The organism is Chitinimonas violaceus (assembly GCF_052601015.1).
In genome coordinates this window covers 18,079-34,514 of sequence record NZ_JBQXDJ010000048.1, presented here as the reverse complement: position 1 = coordinate 34,514, position 16,436 = coordinate 18,079, and the positions used below count along the sequence as shown (strand labels likewise).

13 protein-coding genes and 1 pseudogene are annotated in these 16,436 nt (G+C 52.6%); 8 read left to right on the top strand and 6 right to left on the bottom strand.

Annotation, left to right across the window (positions count from 1 at the left end):
- Window positions 1-176 precede the first annotated feature (176 nt).
- The 3 genes from ACUHMQ_RS15140 to ACUHMQ_RS15130 all read right to left on the bottom strand — a co-directional run bounded on the left by ACUHMQ_RS15140 (window position 177) and on the right by ACUHMQ_RS15130 (window position 5,755).
- On the bottom strand, window positions 177-1,511 hold the full coding sequence (locus tag ACUHMQ_RS15140) for a TolC family outer membrane protein (RefSeq protein ID WP_445296298.1): 1,335 nt from the start codon (window positions 1,509-1,511) through the stop codon (window positions 177-179).
- 122 nt (window positions 1,512-1,633) lie between these two features.
- A complete protein-coding gene (locus ACUHMQ_RS15135; protein WP_445296297.1) occupies window positions 1,634-4,690 on the bottom strand; it encodes an efflux RND transporter permease subunit in 3,057 nt (1,018 codons plus the stop codon).
- A gap of 18 nt (window positions 4,691-4,708) precedes the next feature.
- Window positions 4,709-5,755 carry an efflux RND transporter periplasmic adaptor subunit gene (locus ACUHMQ_RS15130; RefSeq protein WP_445296296.1) on the bottom strand — a complete coding sequence of 349 codons (1,047 nt, stop codon included), beginning with the start codon at window positions 5,753-5,755 and terminating at the stop codon, window positions 4,709-4,711.
- An 846-nt stretch (window positions 5,756-6,601) separates the two neighbouring features.
- On the opposite strand from ACUHMQ_RS15130, the gene argB reads away from it, so the two are divergent.
- The 8 genes and pseudogenes from argB to ACUHMQ_RS15090 all read left to right on the top strand — a co-directional run bounded on the left by argB (window position 6,602) and on the right by ACUHMQ_RS15090 (window position 12,514).
- Window positions 6,602-7,501, top strand: coding sequence for an acetylglutamate kinase (gene argB, locus ACUHMQ_RS15125; RefSeq protein ID WP_445296295.1), 900 nt, complete (start codon window positions 6,602-6,604; stop codon window positions 7,499-7,501).
- Between the two features lie 422 nt (window positions 7,502-7,923).
- The gene (locus ACUHMQ_RS15120; protein WP_445296294.1) at window positions 7,924-8,355 is read left to right on the top strand and encodes a CBS domain-containing protein; all 432 of its coding nucleotides are present in this window, start codon (window positions 7,924-7,926) and stop codon (window positions 8,353-8,355) included.
- Window positions 8,356-8,461: 106 nt separating this feature from the next.
- On the top strand, window positions 8,462-9,106 hold the full coding sequence (locus tag ACUHMQ_RS15115; RefSeq protein WP_445296293.1) for a pyrimidine 5'-nucleotidase: 645 nt from the start codon (window positions 8,462-8,464) through the stop codon (window positions 9,104-9,106).
- Window positions 9,107-9,238: 132 nt separating this feature from the next.
- A pseudogene (locus ACUHMQ_RS15110) lies at window positions 9,239-9,973 on the top strand (methionine ABC transporter ATP-binding protein); the annotation flags it as partial.
- Window positions 9,959-10,246: an NIL domain-containing protein gene (locus tag ACUHMQ_RS15105; protein WP_445296299.1), complete on the top strand. Its 288-nt coding sequence runs from the start codon at window positions 9,959-9,961 to the stop codon at window positions 10,244-10,246. The pseudogene ACUHMQ_RS15110 and the gene ACUHMQ_RS15105, both read left to right, overlap by 15 nt.
- Entirely contained in the window at window positions 10,243-10,917 is a 675-nt protein-coding gene (locus tag ACUHMQ_RS15100; RefSeq protein ID WP_445296292.1) for a methionine ABC transporter permease, read from the top strand. Before ACUHMQ_RS15105 ends, ACUHMQ_RS15100 begins: the two co-directional genes overlap by 4 nt.
- A gap of 67 nt (window positions 10,918-10,984) precedes the next feature.
- Window positions 10,985-11,764, top strand: a complete 780-nt coding sequence (locus ACUHMQ_RS15095; RefSeq protein WP_445296291.1) for a MetQ/NlpA family ABC transporter substrate-binding protein — start codon at window positions 10,985-10,987, stop codon at window positions 11,762-11,764.
- Window positions 11,765-11,824: 60 nt separating this feature from the next.
- Window positions 11,825-12,514: a 6-pyruvoyl trahydropterin synthase family protein gene (locus ACUHMQ_RS15090; protein WP_445296290.1), complete on the top strand. Its 690-nt coding sequence runs from the start codon at window positions 11,825-11,827 to the stop codon at window positions 12,512-12,514.
- A 116-nt stretch (window positions 12,515-12,630) separates the two neighbouring features.
- Here ACUHMQ_RS15090 and ACUHMQ_RS15085 read toward each other — a convergent pair whose 3' ends face one another.
- The 3 genes from ACUHMQ_RS15085 to ACUHMQ_RS15075 form a co-directional block, all read right to left on the bottom strand.
- On the bottom strand, window positions 12,631-13,755 hold the full coding sequence (locus tag ACUHMQ_RS15085) for a VanZ family protein (protein WP_445296289.1): 1,125 nt from the start codon (window positions 13,753-13,755) through the stop codon (window positions 12,631-12,633).
- Window positions 13,756-13,861: 106 nt separating this feature from the next.
- The gene (locus tag ACUHMQ_RS15080; protein WP_445296288.1) at window positions 13,862-14,188 is read right to left on the bottom strand and encodes an H-NS histone family protein; all 327 of its coding nucleotides are present in this window, start codon (window positions 14,186-14,188) and stop codon (window positions 13,862-13,864) included.
- A 146-nt stretch (window positions 14,189-14,334) separates the two neighbouring features.
- Window positions 14,335-16,293, bottom strand: coding sequence for a dynamin family protein (locus tag ACUHMQ_RS15075; RefSeq protein ID WP_445296287.1), 1,959 nt, complete (start codon window positions 16,291-16,293; stop codon window positions 14,335-14,337).
- Window positions 16,294-16,436: the final 143 nt, after the last annotated feature.

Sequence of the window (16,436 nt, the reverse complement as noted above, 5' to 3'; positions counted from 1 at the left end):
CGGTTTACGATCCACGCTTCCTTCCCACGCTCGGTCGCCCTCACGCAGTTGCGCTTCACTTCGTTCGCTGTGATCAACTTACGGCGGGACTTCCACCCGCAGGAGTGCGCCCATGCTGGGCGCACATAAGCAAACAAGCCACCTAAGCAGGTGGCCTGTTTCCTTTAGCATTTACCTCAGCGCATCAATCTGCCATTAACAGCTTCCAGCTCTTTTTCACCGAGCTCACCGACTGCGGCTGACAGCTTGAGTTGATTCATTAGATAGTCATAACGCGCCTTAGCAAGGTCTTTCTTGGTCAGATAGAACTGCTGCTGGGCATTGAGCAAGTCCAGCGTGGTACGCACACCCACTTCTCGCCCGAGTTTGGTGGAATCCAGGGAGCTTTGAGCTGAAAGCTGCGCTTGGTCCAATGCGCGTATCTGTGCTGCCCCTGCCTGTACACCCAGGAAAGCCTGCTTGGTTGTCTGCGCTGCTTCGCGCCGAGCAGCTTCCAACAAAAACTGAGCCTGATCACGGCTGGCTAACGCAGCACGCAACTTGGAACTCGTTGCCCCACCCGTGAAGATAGGGATATTCACCTGTACGCCTACTGCCGTCGTTTTGGTCTTACTAGTACCACCAGGCGCAGTTAGCACACCCTTATCGGTATCCTGACCATACTGTGCAAAAAGACCGACTGTAGGCTGTTTGCTCAATCGGTATTTGTCGATTTCAGCTTCTGCAATCGCCAACTCTCCGCGCTTCGCGTCGATATTTAGGCTCTTTTGCTCCGCCATCTTCACCCACTCGTTCATATCAGCAGGGGTTGGTGGGGTAGCTTCCATCTTGCCAGGCAGTACCGCCAAACCGTCAGCGGGTACTCCTGTCAGCTGAAGGAATGCGTTCTGTTTTACCACCAGGTCGTTCTGCGCCGCGATCTCACTGGCGATGATGCCGTCGTACTTGGCCTGGGCCTCATGCGTATCGGTAATCGTCGCCACCCCTACCTCAAAACTCTTTTTTGCCTGGGCCAGTTGCTGAGAAACCGCGTCTTTCTGGGCACGGACAAACTCAAGGCTATCTTGCGCATATAACACATCGAAATAGGATTGCGCCACACGCAAGACCAAGTCCTGCTTGGCACCGCCGAACTTCACTTCCGCCAGACGTGCTCGTTCATTCAACTGGCTAGCGCCCACACTGGCTACGGCACTATAAACTGGCTGGGTCGCTTTTAGATTGTAACTGTACTGATTTCCTGAACTCTTATTACTCGAACTAGGCAGGTTCGACTCCCTATCCAAGTGGACCCGCTTAGCATCGCCCGAAAAATCAACCGTGGGCAACCAGAGCGCACTAGCTTGGTTAGTGTTCTCCTGGCCGGCACGAAGCTCAGCTTCTGCCGCCGCAAAATTGGCGTCGTATTTCTTGGCTTCCTGATAAACCTGCAACAGGTCGGCAGCTGAAGCAAGCGAGCCTGCAGTTAGCGCCAACGCATAAGTCAGTGTGCGAAGTACAAAACGTTGCATAAAGCATCCTTTGGTTCGACATGTGCCCCGCACACGTCCAAACATACCAGCCGGTATCCTACAACAAGGAATAACTGAATTCCCAGTCAGATTTTGTAAATGAATTCTAAGTTATTTACACATCAACGACCAGCATCCAATGGTTTGCGCACACCGTACCAGGCTGCATACAACGCGGGGAGGAACAACAAGGTCAACAGTGTGGCAACGAACAAGCCGCCCATAATCGCCCAGGCCATCGGCCCCCAGAAAGTGGAACGCGTCAACGGCACCATCGCCAGAATTGCTGCAGCCGCAGTCAACATAATGGGGCGGAAACGGCGCACGGCTGATTCGACAATCGCGTGCCAGGGATGCTCGCCCTCTGCTGTGTGCTGGGATATCTGGTCAACCAGGATCACCGAGTTGCGCATGATCATACCGGCCAGTGCGATAACACCAAGTTGCGCCACAAAACCAAATGGCACCCGGAAAATCAATAGCGTTGCCGCCACGCCTATCATCCCCAACGGAGCGGTCAGGAGCACCAGCACCATCTTGGAAATGCTCTGGAGCTGGAACATCAATAGCGTCATGACCGTCAATATCATCAACGGCATCACCGCAACAATGGAAGCTTGGCTCTTGAAGCTCGATTCCTGCGATCCACCGATCTCAATGGCATAACCAATCGGCAGGGTATCGGCCAGCTTTTTCACCCCAGGCCAGATCGCCAATGTCACATCAGGCGCCTGCGCCCCATCCACGTCAGCGCGTACTGAAATGGTCGGCATCCGGTTCCGTCGCCAGACGATGCTTTCCTCGCTGTCCAACTGCAGTTTCGCCACCTGGCTAACCGGTACGAACTTACCGTTGTGCAGATGAATCTTGGCGTCTTTCAGATTGTTCAGATCCGTCCGCTCCGGCTTATTCAAACGGGCCACCACATCAATCGTCCTGTCGTACTCACGAAACTGAGTCATGGTAACCCCGCTCAACGACGTCTGTAGCGCAGTCGACAACTGCTGCGAACTGATACCGAGCGCACGGGCTTTGTCCTGGTCCACCACCAGACGCATCACCTTCACCCGTTCACTCCAGTCGGTATTGACGTTACGAATGTGCGGATTGGCGCGCATCATGGCAGCGACTTGCCGCGAAACCTCTTTGATCTTGTTGTGATCAGGCCCCGAAACGCGGAACTGAATCGGGTAACCCACTGGCGGGCCATTTTCCAACCTACTCACCCGACCACGGACCAGCGGAAAATCCTCCTCGAACAACTTGTGCAGTTTTTTCAGCACATCTTCACGTAAGTATTCGTTTTTGCTCATGATCATCAGCTGAGCAAAATTCAGATTCGGCAGCTGCTGTTCCAGTGGCAGGTAGAAACGCGGACTGCCGTTACCGACATAACTGGTGACGCTGACGATATTCGGGTCGCTCTTGAGCTTGGCTTCCAACGCCCTCACCTGCGCTTCGGTCTGCTCATAGCTGGAAGCCTGCGGCAGCCAGACATCGACCAGAATCTCGGGCCGGTTCGACGCAGGGAAAAACTGCTTAGGGACGAATTGGAACAGAACGACAGCCGTAATGAATGCAACCACAGTAATAGTGATAACCAGCTTGCGGTACTCAAGGCACCACGACACCAACCTGCGGAAACGTACATAAAAAGGCTTTTGATAAACCGAGTGCTCATCGCCATGGCCTTTCAAATCTGGTAGCAGCTTGAAACCCAGATAAGGAGTAAAGATAACGGCGACGATCCAGGACAGCATCAACGAGATGCCAACCACCTGAAAAATGGAAACTGTGTATTCACCAGCATTGGACTTTGCCAGCCCCACAGGCATAAAGCCCGCAGCAGTAATCAATGTGCCTGTCAGCATAGGAAATGCCGTGCTCGTGTAGGCATAGGTAGCCGCCCGGACCCGATCCCAACCTTGCTCCAATTTCAAGGCCATCATCTCAACAGCGATGATGGCATCGTCCACCAGCAAACCCAGCGAGATAATCAAAGCCCCCAGCGAAATACGTTGCAGGTCCAACCCAAAGCCGTACATGACAAGAAAGGTCATGGCGAGCACCAAGGGAATGGAGAGCGCAACAACCAAGCCCGTGCGAAATCCCAGCGAAACGAACGAGACCGCCAGCACGATCACTACCGCTTCGACCAGGCTCTTCACAAATTCATGGATGGAATTACCTACCACCTTGGGTTGGTCAGAAATCGCATGGACCTCCACACCGATTGGCAGTTCAGCACGTATGCGTGCCAAGCTGGCATCGAGTTGCTCGCCAAGCTGGATAACATCACCCCCTTTGCGCATGCTGACGGCAAGACCGATCGCTTCCTGCCCATTAAAACGCAACTTGGCGGTGGTCGGGTCGGTATAACCACGGTATACCTTGGCCACGTCCCCCAGACGAAAATTGCGCCCATTGGCCTGGATACCAATATTGCGGATGGACTCGATGCTGTTGAACTCCCCCGTCACCCGCAACGCCACCCGCTCACTGCTCGTCTGCACCACGCCACCCGGCACAACCGCATTGGTCGCCTGCAGTGTTTGCAGCACCAAGGCCGGGTCCAACCCCAGCGAAGCCATCTTCGCACTCGAGGTCTCGACGTAGATCTTTTCTTCCTGCACACCGACGTAGTCGATCTTGTTTACATCGGGTACACGAAGCAGCTCGGTACGAACGGCATCAACGTACTTCTTGAGGTCTGCGTAACTGAAGCCGTCGCTGGTAAAGGCATACAAATTGCCAAAGGTGTCGCCAAACTCATCGTTGAAGAATGGCCCTTGCAGACTGCCTGGCAGCGTGTGCTTGATATCGCCGATCTTCTTGCGCACCTGATACCAGATTTCCTGCACTCGGCTTGGCGGCACGCCTTCCTTGAGGTTGATCAGCAGCTGGTTTTCGCCAGCTTTGGAGTACGAACGCACGTACTCGATCTCGGACATTTCCTGTAGTTTCTTTTCAAGCTTGTCGGTGACCTGCAGCTCCATGTCGGTTGCCGAGGCGCCAGGCCAATAGGACTGGATGATCATGGCCTTGAAGGTGAACTCCGGGTCCTCCTTCTGCCCAAGCCGGGTATAGGCAAATGCGCCCGCCAGCATGAAAACGATAATGAAATACAGCACCAACTGTTGGTGCTTGAGTGCCCATTCGGACAGATTGATACCACGCATGCGCTGGTCCTTCAGGGCTTATTGACGATTGAGCTGGCTGGCAGCCAGACGTACAAGCTGGTTGGCATGTAGCAAATGCGCCCCCGCTGTCACTACCGTCTCTCCCATCTGCAGGCCCTTGGTTACCAGCACCACATCATTCCGTACACCGGCCAACGTCACAGGACGCGCGGTAACCCTTTGTGTGTTGATATCCACCACCCATACTTTGGGCTGCCCATCCTGGTCGTAAATCGCCGTCAACGGCAGCATAACCCCGGTCTGATTGGCGACATTGGGCAGCTGAACGTTGGCTGTCATACCAAGGCGTAGCCCCTCATCGGGATCGAGAACGGAAATACGCGCTGCGTAAGTCCGCGTAACGGGGTCGGTATCTGGTGCAATTTCGCGTACTTTGGCTTTGTATAGCTTTTCCGGCGCAGCCCACAGCACTACCTGCAACTGGTCTGCCTTACGCAGCTCCTCCACGCGGGATTCCGGAACGCTGACAACCACTTCGCGCTCGCCATCCTCAACCAGCTTGACGATAGGGCTTCCTGCCGCCACTACCTGCCCCACTTCTGCATTCAGCGACGTCACCACACCGGCCCGCTCCGCCCTTAGGACGGTATAGCCACCCTGATTACTACTAAGGCTGTACTGGGACTTGGCAGCATCGAAAGCAACTTTGGCCTGGTCGACATTGGCCTGGCTGACGAAGCCTTTTTCATGGAGCTGTTGTGCCCGTTCATAATCCAAGCGCGTTTTATCGAACTGGCTCTTGGCTGCAGCCTGCTGCAGCACTACGTCCTTGCCATCGATCTTGAACAGTGGCTGGCCAGCCTTAACCGCATCGCCCAACTCCACATTGCGCTCGATAATCTGCCCCGGTATACGAAATCCCAGCACGCTCTCGTGCCGGGCACGTATCTCGCCGGAATAACTCGCAGCGACAGCAACTCCCTCTGGCTTAACCACCACCGTGCGTACCGGCCGCACTTCCTCATAGGGTGTCGCTTCCTTTCCACAGGCACTCAGTAACACCAACAACACCAAGCCCAGTGTGAAGTTTCGCCGCTTGTTCATATGGTCTCTCCAAATGCTATTTATATTTCTCAGAACCTGCCCACAGACTGCTACACAATCGTCATCCAGGTTCCTGTACCACTCAACCACCCCAGGTAAGGGCAGCAAACTACCAACACTGCACACCTGAAAATGCGCCATGCAGTGTACGCGAAGCTACATTCTGCCTACTGCGCTGTACCACATCTACAACCACTCGTGCTGGTACGCGAATTTAGTACGCGACGATAGCGCAACACGTCCTTTTTCGCCCCATTTCACGTCCTAATGTATCCACACCATAGCCACAGGGAACGGTGACGTCATTACCTACCAGCAGCGGCTCTGACTTGCTTATTGGCATGTATACCCGCTTACTCGACATCACTTATTAGTTTAGGGTCACCCGGCGAACCGCGCTTTGGAGCTGTCTTTGAAACCTGTTCAAAATCTGTCGCGAACGGGCTGTCAGCGGGGTGCAGAGCAACGCAGAAACCGGAATGTGCTTAAGCACAAGAGGATTTCGAGCAGCACATAAGCCCCGATCACAGCTGCGCAGTAAGATCACAAACAGTTACTAAATGATAAGTACAGGCAATTCAGGTGGGGGCAAGGGACAATAAATGAATAATTATTTATTTTCGAAATCTACGCACTCATATTCTTGCCGACAAGCACTGGATATACCAATGCCGGGGATTAGATAGCTAGGCAGCCATGATATGGGGCCATATGCTGATCGAACGCCTCATATAACAAGCGAATATTCCAGCCTCTGCATTGTGCTTCACTCTGTTGACAACTGCTCGTGACAGATCGCGAACAGGTTCTTAGAATCGCCGCCAATCTCTCTTCTAAGGAAGTGCCATGCCCGTGATCGAACCGATTTCCCCCCAGGCTGCCGCGACCAAAGCCGCTGTGCTGGCCGAAGCCATGCCTTATATCCGCCGCTTCAACGAAAAGACGATTGTGATCAAGTACGGTGGCAATGCAATGACCGACCCTGATCTCAAGGAAGGGTTCGCTCGCGATGTTGTCCTGCTCAAACTGGTCGGACTGAATCCTGTTGTTGTGCATGGCGGAGGGCCGCAAATCAATGCCATGCTCGATCGGGTCGGCAAGCAGGGTCAGTTTGTCCAGGGTATGCGGGTTACCGATAGCGAGACGATGGACATCGTCGAAATGGTATTGGGCGGCCTCGTCAACAAGGAAATTGTCAGCCTGATCAACCAGCATGGCGGCCGGGCTGTCGGACTGACTGGCAAGGATGGCCATTTCATCCGTGCGAAGAAGATGTATCTCAAGGGTGAAAAAGGCGGGGAGCAAATCGATGTAGGCCAAGTAGGCGAAGTCGAATCCATCGCTCCCGAGCTTGTCGCCCTTCTCGATACTCGCGACTTCATTCCCGTCATTGCGCCAATTGGTGTAGGCAGTGAGGGGCAAGCCTTTAATATCAATGCCGACCTGGTCGCAGGTAAGCTGGCGGAAGTGCTTGATGCCGAAAAGCTCATCCTGATGACCAACACCCCTGGTGTGTTGGATCAGAAGGGACAATTACTCACCCGGCTGACACCTAAGATCGTCGATGGTTTGGTTGCTGACGGCACCATCTCTGGCGGGATGATCCCCAAGATTGCCTCCGCCCTCGAAGCCGCAGTCAATGGCGTGAAAGCGGTACACATAATCGATGGCCGGGTAAAACATGCTCTCTTATTGGAAGTACTGACAGATCACGGCGTCGGCACCATGATCCGACGTGATGAATAAGCATCCTTAAGAACCTATTCAAAGTTGGTGCCATTCACTCCGTGTGCAGAAAACAAACATGCGGACATATGGTGGGATACGTGACCACACCGGCTGATCCACAAGGAACATCCTCCTTGTGGCTTTAGTCATAGTACGGCTATTGCTCTGCAACACGCCTACCGGTTGGGTCTGGCTCCAGCGCTGGCTATAGTGGCTTATCTTAGAATCGGTTTTCGATCTAAGAACTTGTTTACGATCTGGAATGTGCAGCTGTCAGATAAGTGCGGAACAGCGTATGAGTCCCAACCGCAGCTGCGCAGTAAGACCGTGCCAAATTTCTTAGAACACCGCCATGATCCGGGCTCATGCGCTGTTCACAACAGATCGGGAATACGTTCTCAGCTCATGGTCGTCCCGTCTACGAATGGAGAAAGTGCAGTATGAAAACCGCCCAACAGCTTCTGCAGGAGAAGTCCCGTCCCGGTATCTTCAGGGTACCCCCTGACGCAACGGTCTATCAGGCACTGCAACTCATGGCCGAAAAGGATATCGGTGCGGTGCTTGTAATGGAGGGTGAGCGCTTACTCGGGATTTTTTCGGAACGCGACTATGCACGCAAAGTGGTGTTGCAGGGCAAGACCTCTGCAGGCACGCCCATCGTCGACATCATGACCAAACGCGTCATCGTGGCCAGACCAAATCAAACTGTGGATCAGTGCATGGCCATCATGTCGGAAAAGCGCTTCCGCCATCTACCGGTGTGCGAAGGCGAGCATGTATTAGGTGTGCTCTCCATCACAGACCTGGTTCGCGAACAGATCGCCGAGCAACAGTTCCTGATTGAGCAATTGGAGCATTACATTCACGGCTGAGCCGATCCCTGTACTTCACCGCAAGCCGGCCTTTGCGCTGGCTTTTTTCTTTTCCCAACAGGCTATACCGGCTTAACGGCAATATAACTATTAGAGTCCGCTCGCTATGCCACCCGTTTGGATATTTGATCTGGACAATACCCTGCACGATGCCGAACCGTACATCTTTCCAGAGATGAACAGGCTGATGAGCGCCTACATGGTGCAGCACACAGGGCTTACCCAGGAAGAAGCCGACACCCTGCGCCAGATTTACTGGCATCGCTATGGAACAACATTATCTGGCCTGCTGAGGCACCACAATGTAAAGGCGGAGCACTTCCTACACCATACCCACCAATTCCCGGACCTGAAGCGGGAACTACGCCCGATGCGCGCATTGCATGCCGTACTACGGCAACTGGCGGGGCGGAAAATTCTGTTTACCAATGCACCAAAAGCCTATGCCATAGCGGTGTTACGGGGCTTGCACATTGCTCATCATTTTGATGGGCTGATTGCCATTCAACATACGCGCTATCGCCCCAAACCGCATTTCGCAGGCTATCGGCACCTATTGCAACATTACAAGGTCGACCCGCGGGATTGCATCATGGTGGAAGACACGCGCAAGAACCTACATACAGCGAAGCGACTTGGCATGCGTACGGTATGGCTGAATTCGAGACCGCGCCAAAGCGCTGTCGTGGACTTGGCCTTACGCCAGTTGCTTGAACTTCCTCAAGCGGCAAGGCGCATGGGCTGGCTTTAAGCTAATAACCGAAATATATGATTTACAGGAAAACACCTACTTATCAGGAATAAACAGCTTCGCTACAGTACTGTCGCCGCTCTTGTCTGCATACAAGGGCGTTTTTTGACTGAATTGAAAAGCGGATATCGCGTGATCGCCCTGCACCATCTCAATAAAACCTACGAAGTCGATGGCCGCCAGGTTGTTGCGCTGCGTGACATCAATCTTCAGATTGATGCCGGTGAGGTCTTCGGCATCATTGGCCGCTCCGGTGCAGGCAAAAGCACATTACTGCGTACGCTGAATCTGCTCGAACGCCCCCGTACAGGCCAGGTACTGGTTGATAGCCAGGACGCCACCAGTCTAGACGCCACAGGTTTACGGGCTTTGCGTCGCCAGATCGGCATGGTATTCCAACATTTTAACCTGCTCAGCCACCGTACTGTGGCCGGCAACATCCGCTTCCCATTGGAGTTGGCAGGGGAGTTGTCAAAAACTGCCATCGATACCCGTGTAGACGAGTTGCTCGAACTAGTTGGACTTGACGCACAGCGCGACCAATACCCATCCCAACTGTCTGGCGGACAAAAGCAACGGGTGGGCATTGCCCGAGCCCTGGCAAACCACCCCAAATTGCTATTGTGCGACGAAGCCACGAGCGCGCTCGATCCGCAGACTACGCAGTCCATCCTGCAGCTTCTGCTCGACATCAACCGCCGCCTCGGACTAACAATTGTCCTGATTACCCACGAGATGGCGGTGGTTCGGGCAATTTGTGACCGTGTGGCTGTGATTGAACACGGTGAGATTGTGGAGAGCGGACCTGTAGCCGAGGTCTTTCTACATCCGCAGCACGACGCTACCCGCAATATGGTGGCAGAGGATGGCCATGCCGCCACGCTTGATCTGGCCGGTAAGTTGGGCAATGTTGCCGGCACGCTGTTGCGCCTGACCTTCGTCGACGCCACAACCTACGAACCCGTCCTCGCTCAAATCGGCCAAGCACTCGGAACACCGATGAGTATTCTGCAAGGCAGCGTAGGGCGTATTAAGGATAGACCCTACGGCCAATTGATTGTTGGCTTCAGCGGTGATGCAGAATTGGCCAGGCGCGCTTTTGAAGAACGCGGCGTACGCTGCGATGTGGTGACAGCATGAACGAGATAAGCTTTGACTGGAGCGTTATCGACTGGGCTGATATCTGGCTGGCGACGCAAGACACGCTGATTATGCTGGGCGTGTCGCTCGGCTTCACCATTGTATTGGGCCTGCCGCTTGGTGTGCTGTTGTACCTGTTGGGGCCACGCCAGTTACTGGCCAATAAGCCTGCTTATGCGATGCTGTCCTTTGTGGTGAATGCCTTACGTTCACTGCCTTTTGTAATCCTGCTTATCATCCTTATCCCGGTCACCGTCAAACTGGTCGGTACGTCGATCGGCGTGGCTGGGGCTATTCCTCCCTTGGTTGTCGGCGCAGCACCTTTCTTCGCCCGATTGGTGGAAGCTGCGCTACGCGAGGTTGATAAAGGCATTGTGGAAGCCAGCCAAGCGATGGGAGCCACGCTTTGGCAAATCGTGACGCGGGCCTTATTACCTGAAGCGCTGCCCGGTCTTCTAGCCGCCACGACTGTTACCGCCGTCACACTGGTGTCCTACACCGCTATGTCCGGCGTGATCGGCGGCGGTGGGCTTGGTGACTTGGCGATCCGCTTTGGCTACCAGCGCTTTCAAACAGAGGTGATGATCGTCACGGTACTAGCGCTATTAGCTCTGGTCCAGATGCTGCAAATGGCCGGCGACTGGCTGGTACGGCGTGCATCGCACAAATGAATCAATACCGGTACGCAGCTTCATATTGTAAAACTCCCGCAACGCAGTAAATAAAACAAGGCTGATCATGCAACGCTTCAAATCGCTGTTAATCGCAGCAGCTGGCTTTGCCGCCCTCGCTGCACAGGCAGAGAAACTAACTGTCGCAGCCACCGCCGTGCCTCACGCTGAGATTCTTGCATTCGTCAAACCTACACTAGCCAAACAAGGCGTGGAACTGGATGTGAAAGTTTTTACTGACTATATCCAGCCCAATATGCAGCTGGTGGAAAAGCGTGTGGACGCCAACTTTTTCCAGACCAAGCCCTACTTGGTTGAATTCAACAAGAATCGGGGCACCAACCTCGTACCCAGCCAAGCAGTCCATCTGGAACCATTTGGCGCCTATTCGAAGAAGGTGAAGTCCATCGCAGAACTGAAGGAAGGTGCAGTCGTCGCCATTCCGAATGAAGCCTCCAATGCCGGGCGCTCGCTCATATTGCTGGCCAAGCACAAGGTCATCACCCTGAAAGACCCAAGCAACATCATGTCTACGGTCAAAGATGTGGTGGGCAACCCTAAAAAGCTGAAGTTCAAGGAGCTGGAAGCCGCCACCTTGCCACGCGTGCTGGACCAAGTGGATCTTGCAATGATCAACACCAACTACGCCCTGGAAGCCAAGCTGGTCCCCACTAAAGACGCATTGCTGATTGAAGATGCTAATTCACCCTATGCGAATTACGTGGTGACCCGGGCCGACAATGCGAACACACCGGCAATCAAAAAACTAGCCGCGACGCTTAGTTCCCCAGAGGTGAAAAAATTCATCTCGGAGAAGTACAAAGGAGCTGTTGTCGCAGCCTTCTAACCATCAGAAACAGAAGCAAACTGCCCATAACTGAAGCGCCAGACAATACAAGTCGCCTTAATGGTTGCAATTGACCCGCCACGCCTTGTGCGTGGCTTTTTCTTGTATGGATGGCACAATCAAGCCATTACCAAGCAGGTCATCCCCATGCTAATTCGCAAGTTATTCAAATTCGAGAATGCGCACATCGTGCGTAACTGCAGCAGCGACCGCTGCCGTTATTCCATACATGGCCATAGTTACAAGGTGGAAGTATTGCTGGAGGCCAATGCGTTTGATCATGGGCAGATGGTGTATGACTTCGGCTTGATGAAAGGCACTATCCGCGATGTGATCGATGCTTTTGACCACGCCATTTGCTTTTGGGATAGGGATGAGGTCGATTATATCGACTGGGCAAAACGTTACTCTGCCCGCTGGATTTCAATGCCTGTCTCCCCTTCAGCCGAACAATTTGCACGAATGTTCTTCGTCATCATCGACGCTATCTTGCAGAACACACGCATGGCCAACGGTGAACAGGATGTCGTATTGCATTCCATCATCGCCCATGAAACCGAGACCGGTTACGCGCAGTGCTTCAGAGCAGACGCTTACAACCCTCGTATGGGGATCATTCAGCTGACCGATGTGGTGTTTTCCGATCAATGCCAAGCCGAATGGAAAGACCCGGCTATGTATCAGAAACTGCTACGTGGGGAGCCATTCGTGAATCGTGCTTTACCTCTGCAGGTAACACCAACACCTTAGCGCCTTTTTACGATCTGTCGCGAGCAGCTGTCAGCAGGGTGAAGCGCAGCGTATAAACCGAAGTGTACTTAAGCACATGAGGATTTCGAGCAGCACGATCCTAAACTGGCTCTGAGCTAACCAGTAACAACGGTAGGCTGCGCAGCACGTCGCCAATCACGCGCAACTCGCCATACCAAGTAGACCGTCGCCAGCCACGGCCAAGCCTCAGATAGTGTCTGGGTCAGGCCATTGAAATCCCGCAGATGGCCATAACTCCACTTGAAAAGGCTGGCCATGCTGTGGCTGGAAGCGGTTAGCGGCCACAATGCCTCCACCAATTGAGCCAGCCCAAGTGATACCAACGCCGCCAGCATCTGCCAACGCCTTTTCAGCTTCAGCAAAACCGCCAGCAACGCCCACGCAGCCAATGCACCCATCAACACATTCAAGTTGAACCAGGCCAGAAATTCGGTTGGTTTCAACAGCATACCGGCGAAAATCACTTTGACGAGTAGAGACACCGACACCAAAGCTGCGATTGCAATCGCAGCATACCGACGATGCGCCAAGATACCCACCAGGATCAAAGTCACCGCCAATAGGCTCAACATCACCCCTAGCATCTCCAGAGCACGCAAAAAGAGGAGCGCATCGGCAATCGGTGAAACCCAAGGCTGTGGAATACCTTGAGGTTGCACTACAACACCAAATAGCGGTACAGCAGGGTTCAACTGCGTAAGCAACCACAGAACCAGCACGGTCAAGCCAAAATCGTTTAGTGCCCCATCAGCGAACCAACGTTTCCTCAAGACATACCATGCACGAACTATCAGCAGTTTGGTAGTCAGGCCCGCCAGCAGCGCACCACAAACAGCACCCATGGCGTTGTAAAGAATGTCGAGATTGGAGGCAACCCGATCAGGTAGGAACTGCTGTGTAAATTCAATACCTGCGGATAATCCTCCACCCAAAAGTAGAGCCAATATCGGCGCATACCAACGGCAACGGAAAGTAATCGCCCAGGCATATCCGAGCGGAAGATATGCGAGCCAGTTAAGGCTGTTATCTGCAATGGTGTGATAGTAAGGAAGTGGATAGCTCAGGAATGCAAATACAGGCTCACCCACATAACGCCAACCAGTAAACGGATAAAGGCTCGTCACCAGAATGACTGCGTGCCACGCTAGCAGGAAGTGTCTACCCAACCATGAAGGTGCGCTCGCACGCGCAAGATAGGAGATTGGCAATTGGCCACGCATGGCAACTAGCTTAACACGAGCCTTTCACCGTTTATCGCCAATGCAGATATCCCACAAAGTAAAAAAGGAAGCGCCAGGCTTCCTTTTTTACTTTGTGGGGCACAACTCAAACGCGCAGGGCGTCGATGCTGCCACCACCAGCCAAATGATCTGCTACCCACTGAGGCTTACGACCACGGCCAGTCCATGTTTGCTCGGGGTTAGCTGGGTTCTTGAACTGAGCAGCTACCGGACCACGCTTAGCGGAAGCACGCTTAGAAGAACCTTCAGCACCCAACAATTCGGACAAGCTGAAGCCGCGATCCGCAGCAAGCTTTTGCAAATCAGCAATTGCCTTTTGCTTATCTTCAATCTTACGACGGGCAATTTCACGGCCCAGGTTTTTTTCCAATTCGTACAGTTGTGGGAGGCTCAAGCCAGACAAATCTACCATTTTTCAATTCTCCAGAAGCGGATTTGGAATTATTTGTTTTGAAACACCTTGCACTAATTATGCAACGTAGTGTTCCTTCAAATCAACCCATCTAACAATAAAAACCGCCGCAATCAAGTTAATTATGACAAGGTAATTTAATTCTGTCATGCCGCTTGTCTAATTACTGGGGACATTTGTGCATTAAGCGCCTCATAAGAACCTTTGAGTCGCGCTTCAAGTTCAGTTAATTGCTGCAGAATACCCGCGTCAATCTCATTTAGCTCTTCGATCCTATCTTCCAAGGTATCAGTTGCTTTATGAATACGCTTTACACTCTCCAAACGACGACGCAGTTGCATTTGATGTTCTCTAACCTGTGTTTCCATTGGAGCCATCACTGCTTTCAACCAGTTTTCTACATCACGATTTGCTACTTCATATACATAAACCACACGACTGGCGATCGTTTCGAAGAATTTCTTGGTTAAAGTACTTTGTGTTGTCGTTAGAATTGCACCAAACGTATTGAAATGCTCGTGAAAACTCTTCTCCAAACGAGCAATCTCTTTATGGTATTTCAATGTGGAGAATGGTGGTGGGCTTACTGCACCTAATCCATGCTCCTCACTGAATTTCTTATACATGCCCGCCATCATGGCTTGAATTTCAGCCACTTGTTCAGCTGACTTACTGATATTACCGTTAACATCCTTGAAGAATTTCTGCATGGCGCTGGTAAGTCCAGATGAAAAACTGGATGCCTCCATTTCCGTACGCGCCCGCATAATACGATTCTTTAATCCATCCATGCCGAGATAGCCGAATAGCACATTTGTCTGCTGCGAGAATACGCTGCGTAATGCCTGAAAGCGCTGCATGCCGCGCTCGAAATGCACTTTTTCTTCGCCAATCTTATCCAGCATATGCTCAATCACATCGCGATTCTTACCGCGCAATGCAGAGAGCTCATCCAGCTGTTCCTTTACACCCTCACGTCGCGCATTCAGAATGCCCCGGGTAGCCAGTACAAGATCCTCGACCTCCGTATGCGTGTTATCACGAACAATTTCCTGCTTAAAGGGGATCAGATCTTCCGATAGCGCACGCTCCAGATCCGCCAGCCGGGCGCGTGCCAGAAGCGCTTGATCATCACCGATCTTGGCGACCAAACCCTTTTGAGCAGATACAGGGAACACTTGAGTACGGCGAATACCTAATAAATCAGCACTGGTCTGTGCTTGCTTCTCTATTTCCGCATCAATCTGTGCACTGGTCTTTAATGCATCCCATAAACCGTCAATTTTATTTAGTACCACCAAACGGCCACGCTGACCACCTTGTGCACGACCAATATGATTACGCCATACGTCAATATCGGTTTTTGTTACGCCAGTATCCGCTGCCAAAATAAATAATATGGCGTGGGCATTTGGCAATAGGTTCAGCGTCAGTTCAGGTTCAGTACCAATTGCATTCAAACCTGGGGTATCAAGAATCACCAGACCTTGTTTCAATAAAGGATGTGGGAAATTGATTACTGCGTGACGCCAGCAGGGAATTTCTATCTCTCCATTCTGGACAGAAAGTTTATGATCCGCGTCCTCTTCATCAAATAGCCCCAGCCTCGTCGCCTCAGCAACGCTTACCCGCTTTTGCATACCAACTTGTTGGAAGGCATCCAGCATGGCATCGCCCGATTCCACATCGAGCGCAACAGTGGTCCACTCTTCCGGGTAACGCTTGTACTCAGATGTGGTCGTGTCACTCGCCCGCGTCTCTATTGGCAATAGCTGAATGCAATTAGGGCGGGCCGGATCGTATTGCAATTCGGTCGGGCACATAGTGGTACGTCCCGCCGAGGACGGCAGTAGTCTTTGCTTATATTCAGCAAAAAATATTGCATTGATCAGTTCGGATTTACCGCGGGAGAACTCCGCCACAAATGCGATATTGAGCTTGTCATCGCGTAGTTTGTCGAGCAAATGTTGGATGCGCATATTCGTTTGCGCATCATTCAGATCCTGCTCCGATAACCAGCGCTGTAATTCACCAATACGCTGAATGAGGTTGCCACGCCATTCGCTGTAAGCTTCAAAATTGGCAACCAGATTGTCTTGTGGCATTTTGTAAACCCCCTCTTGGCGGCAACCAACTCAATGGTTCTGTGCACGCTCTACGTTTAAAACTCGTTGTCATTAAATAACGCCATGCCCAGTGATGCAAGCACGACTATCCGCCCCAGATTACCGCCCTTCAGGCCCAATGC

Excerpts from the sequence above, each read along its gene's own strand:
- ACUHMQ_RS15095 (WP_445296291.1), top strand. The coding sequence starts at position 10,985 with ATGCAACGCTTCAAATCGCTGTTAATCGCAGCAGCTGGCTTTGCCGCC.
- ACUHMQ_RS15075 (WP_445296287.1), bottom strand. The coding sequence starts at position 16,293 with ATGCCACAAGACAATCTGGTTGCCAATTTTGAAGCTTACAGCGAATGG.
- ACUHMQ_RS15135 (WP_445296297.1), bottom strand. The coding sequence starts at position 4,690 with ATGCGTGGTATCAATCTGTCCGAATGGGCACTCAAGCACCAACAGTTG.
- ACUHMQ_RS15120 (WP_445296294.1), top strand. The coding sequence starts at position 7,924 with ATGAAAACCGCCCAACAGCTTCTGCAGGAGAAGTCCCGTCCCGGTATC.
- ACUHMQ_RS15080 (WP_445296288.1), bottom strand. The coding sequence starts at position 14,188 with ATGGTAGATTTGTCTGGCTTGAGCCTCCCACAACTGTACGAATTGGAA.
- ACUHMQ_RS15130 (WP_445296296.1), bottom strand. The coding sequence starts at position 5,755 with ATGAACAAGCGGCGAAACTTCACACTGGGCTTGGTGTTGTTGGTGTTA.
- ACUHMQ_RS15105 (WP_445296299.1), top strand. The coding sequence starts at position 9,959 with ATGGTGGCAGAGGATGGCCATGCCGCCACGCTTGATCTGGCCGGTAAG.
- ACUHMQ_RS15090 (WP_445296290.1), top strand. The coding sequence starts at position 11,825 with ATGGTTGCAATTGACCCGCCACGCCTTGTGCGTGGCTTTTTCTTGTAT.
- ACUHMQ_RS15085 (WP_445296289.1), bottom strand. The coding sequence starts at position 13,755 with ATGCGTGGCCAATTGCCAATCTCCTATCTTGCGCGTGCGAGCGCACCT.
- argB (WP_445296295.1), top strand. The coding sequence starts at position 6,602 with ATGCCCGTGATCGAACCGATTTCCCCCCAGGCTGCCGCGACCAAAGCC.
- ACUHMQ_RS15100 (WP_445296292.1), top strand. The coding sequence starts at position 10,243 with ATGAACGAGATAAGCTTTGACTGGAGCGTTATCGACTGGGCTGATATC.
- ACUHMQ_RS15115 (WP_445296293.1), top strand. The coding sequence starts at position 8,462 with ATGCCACCCGTTTGGATATTTGATCTGGACAATACCCTGCACGATGCC.
- ACUHMQ_RS15140 (WP_445296298.1), bottom strand. The coding sequence starts at position 1,511 with ATGCAACGTTTTGTACTTCGCACACTGACTTATGCGTTGGCGCTAACT.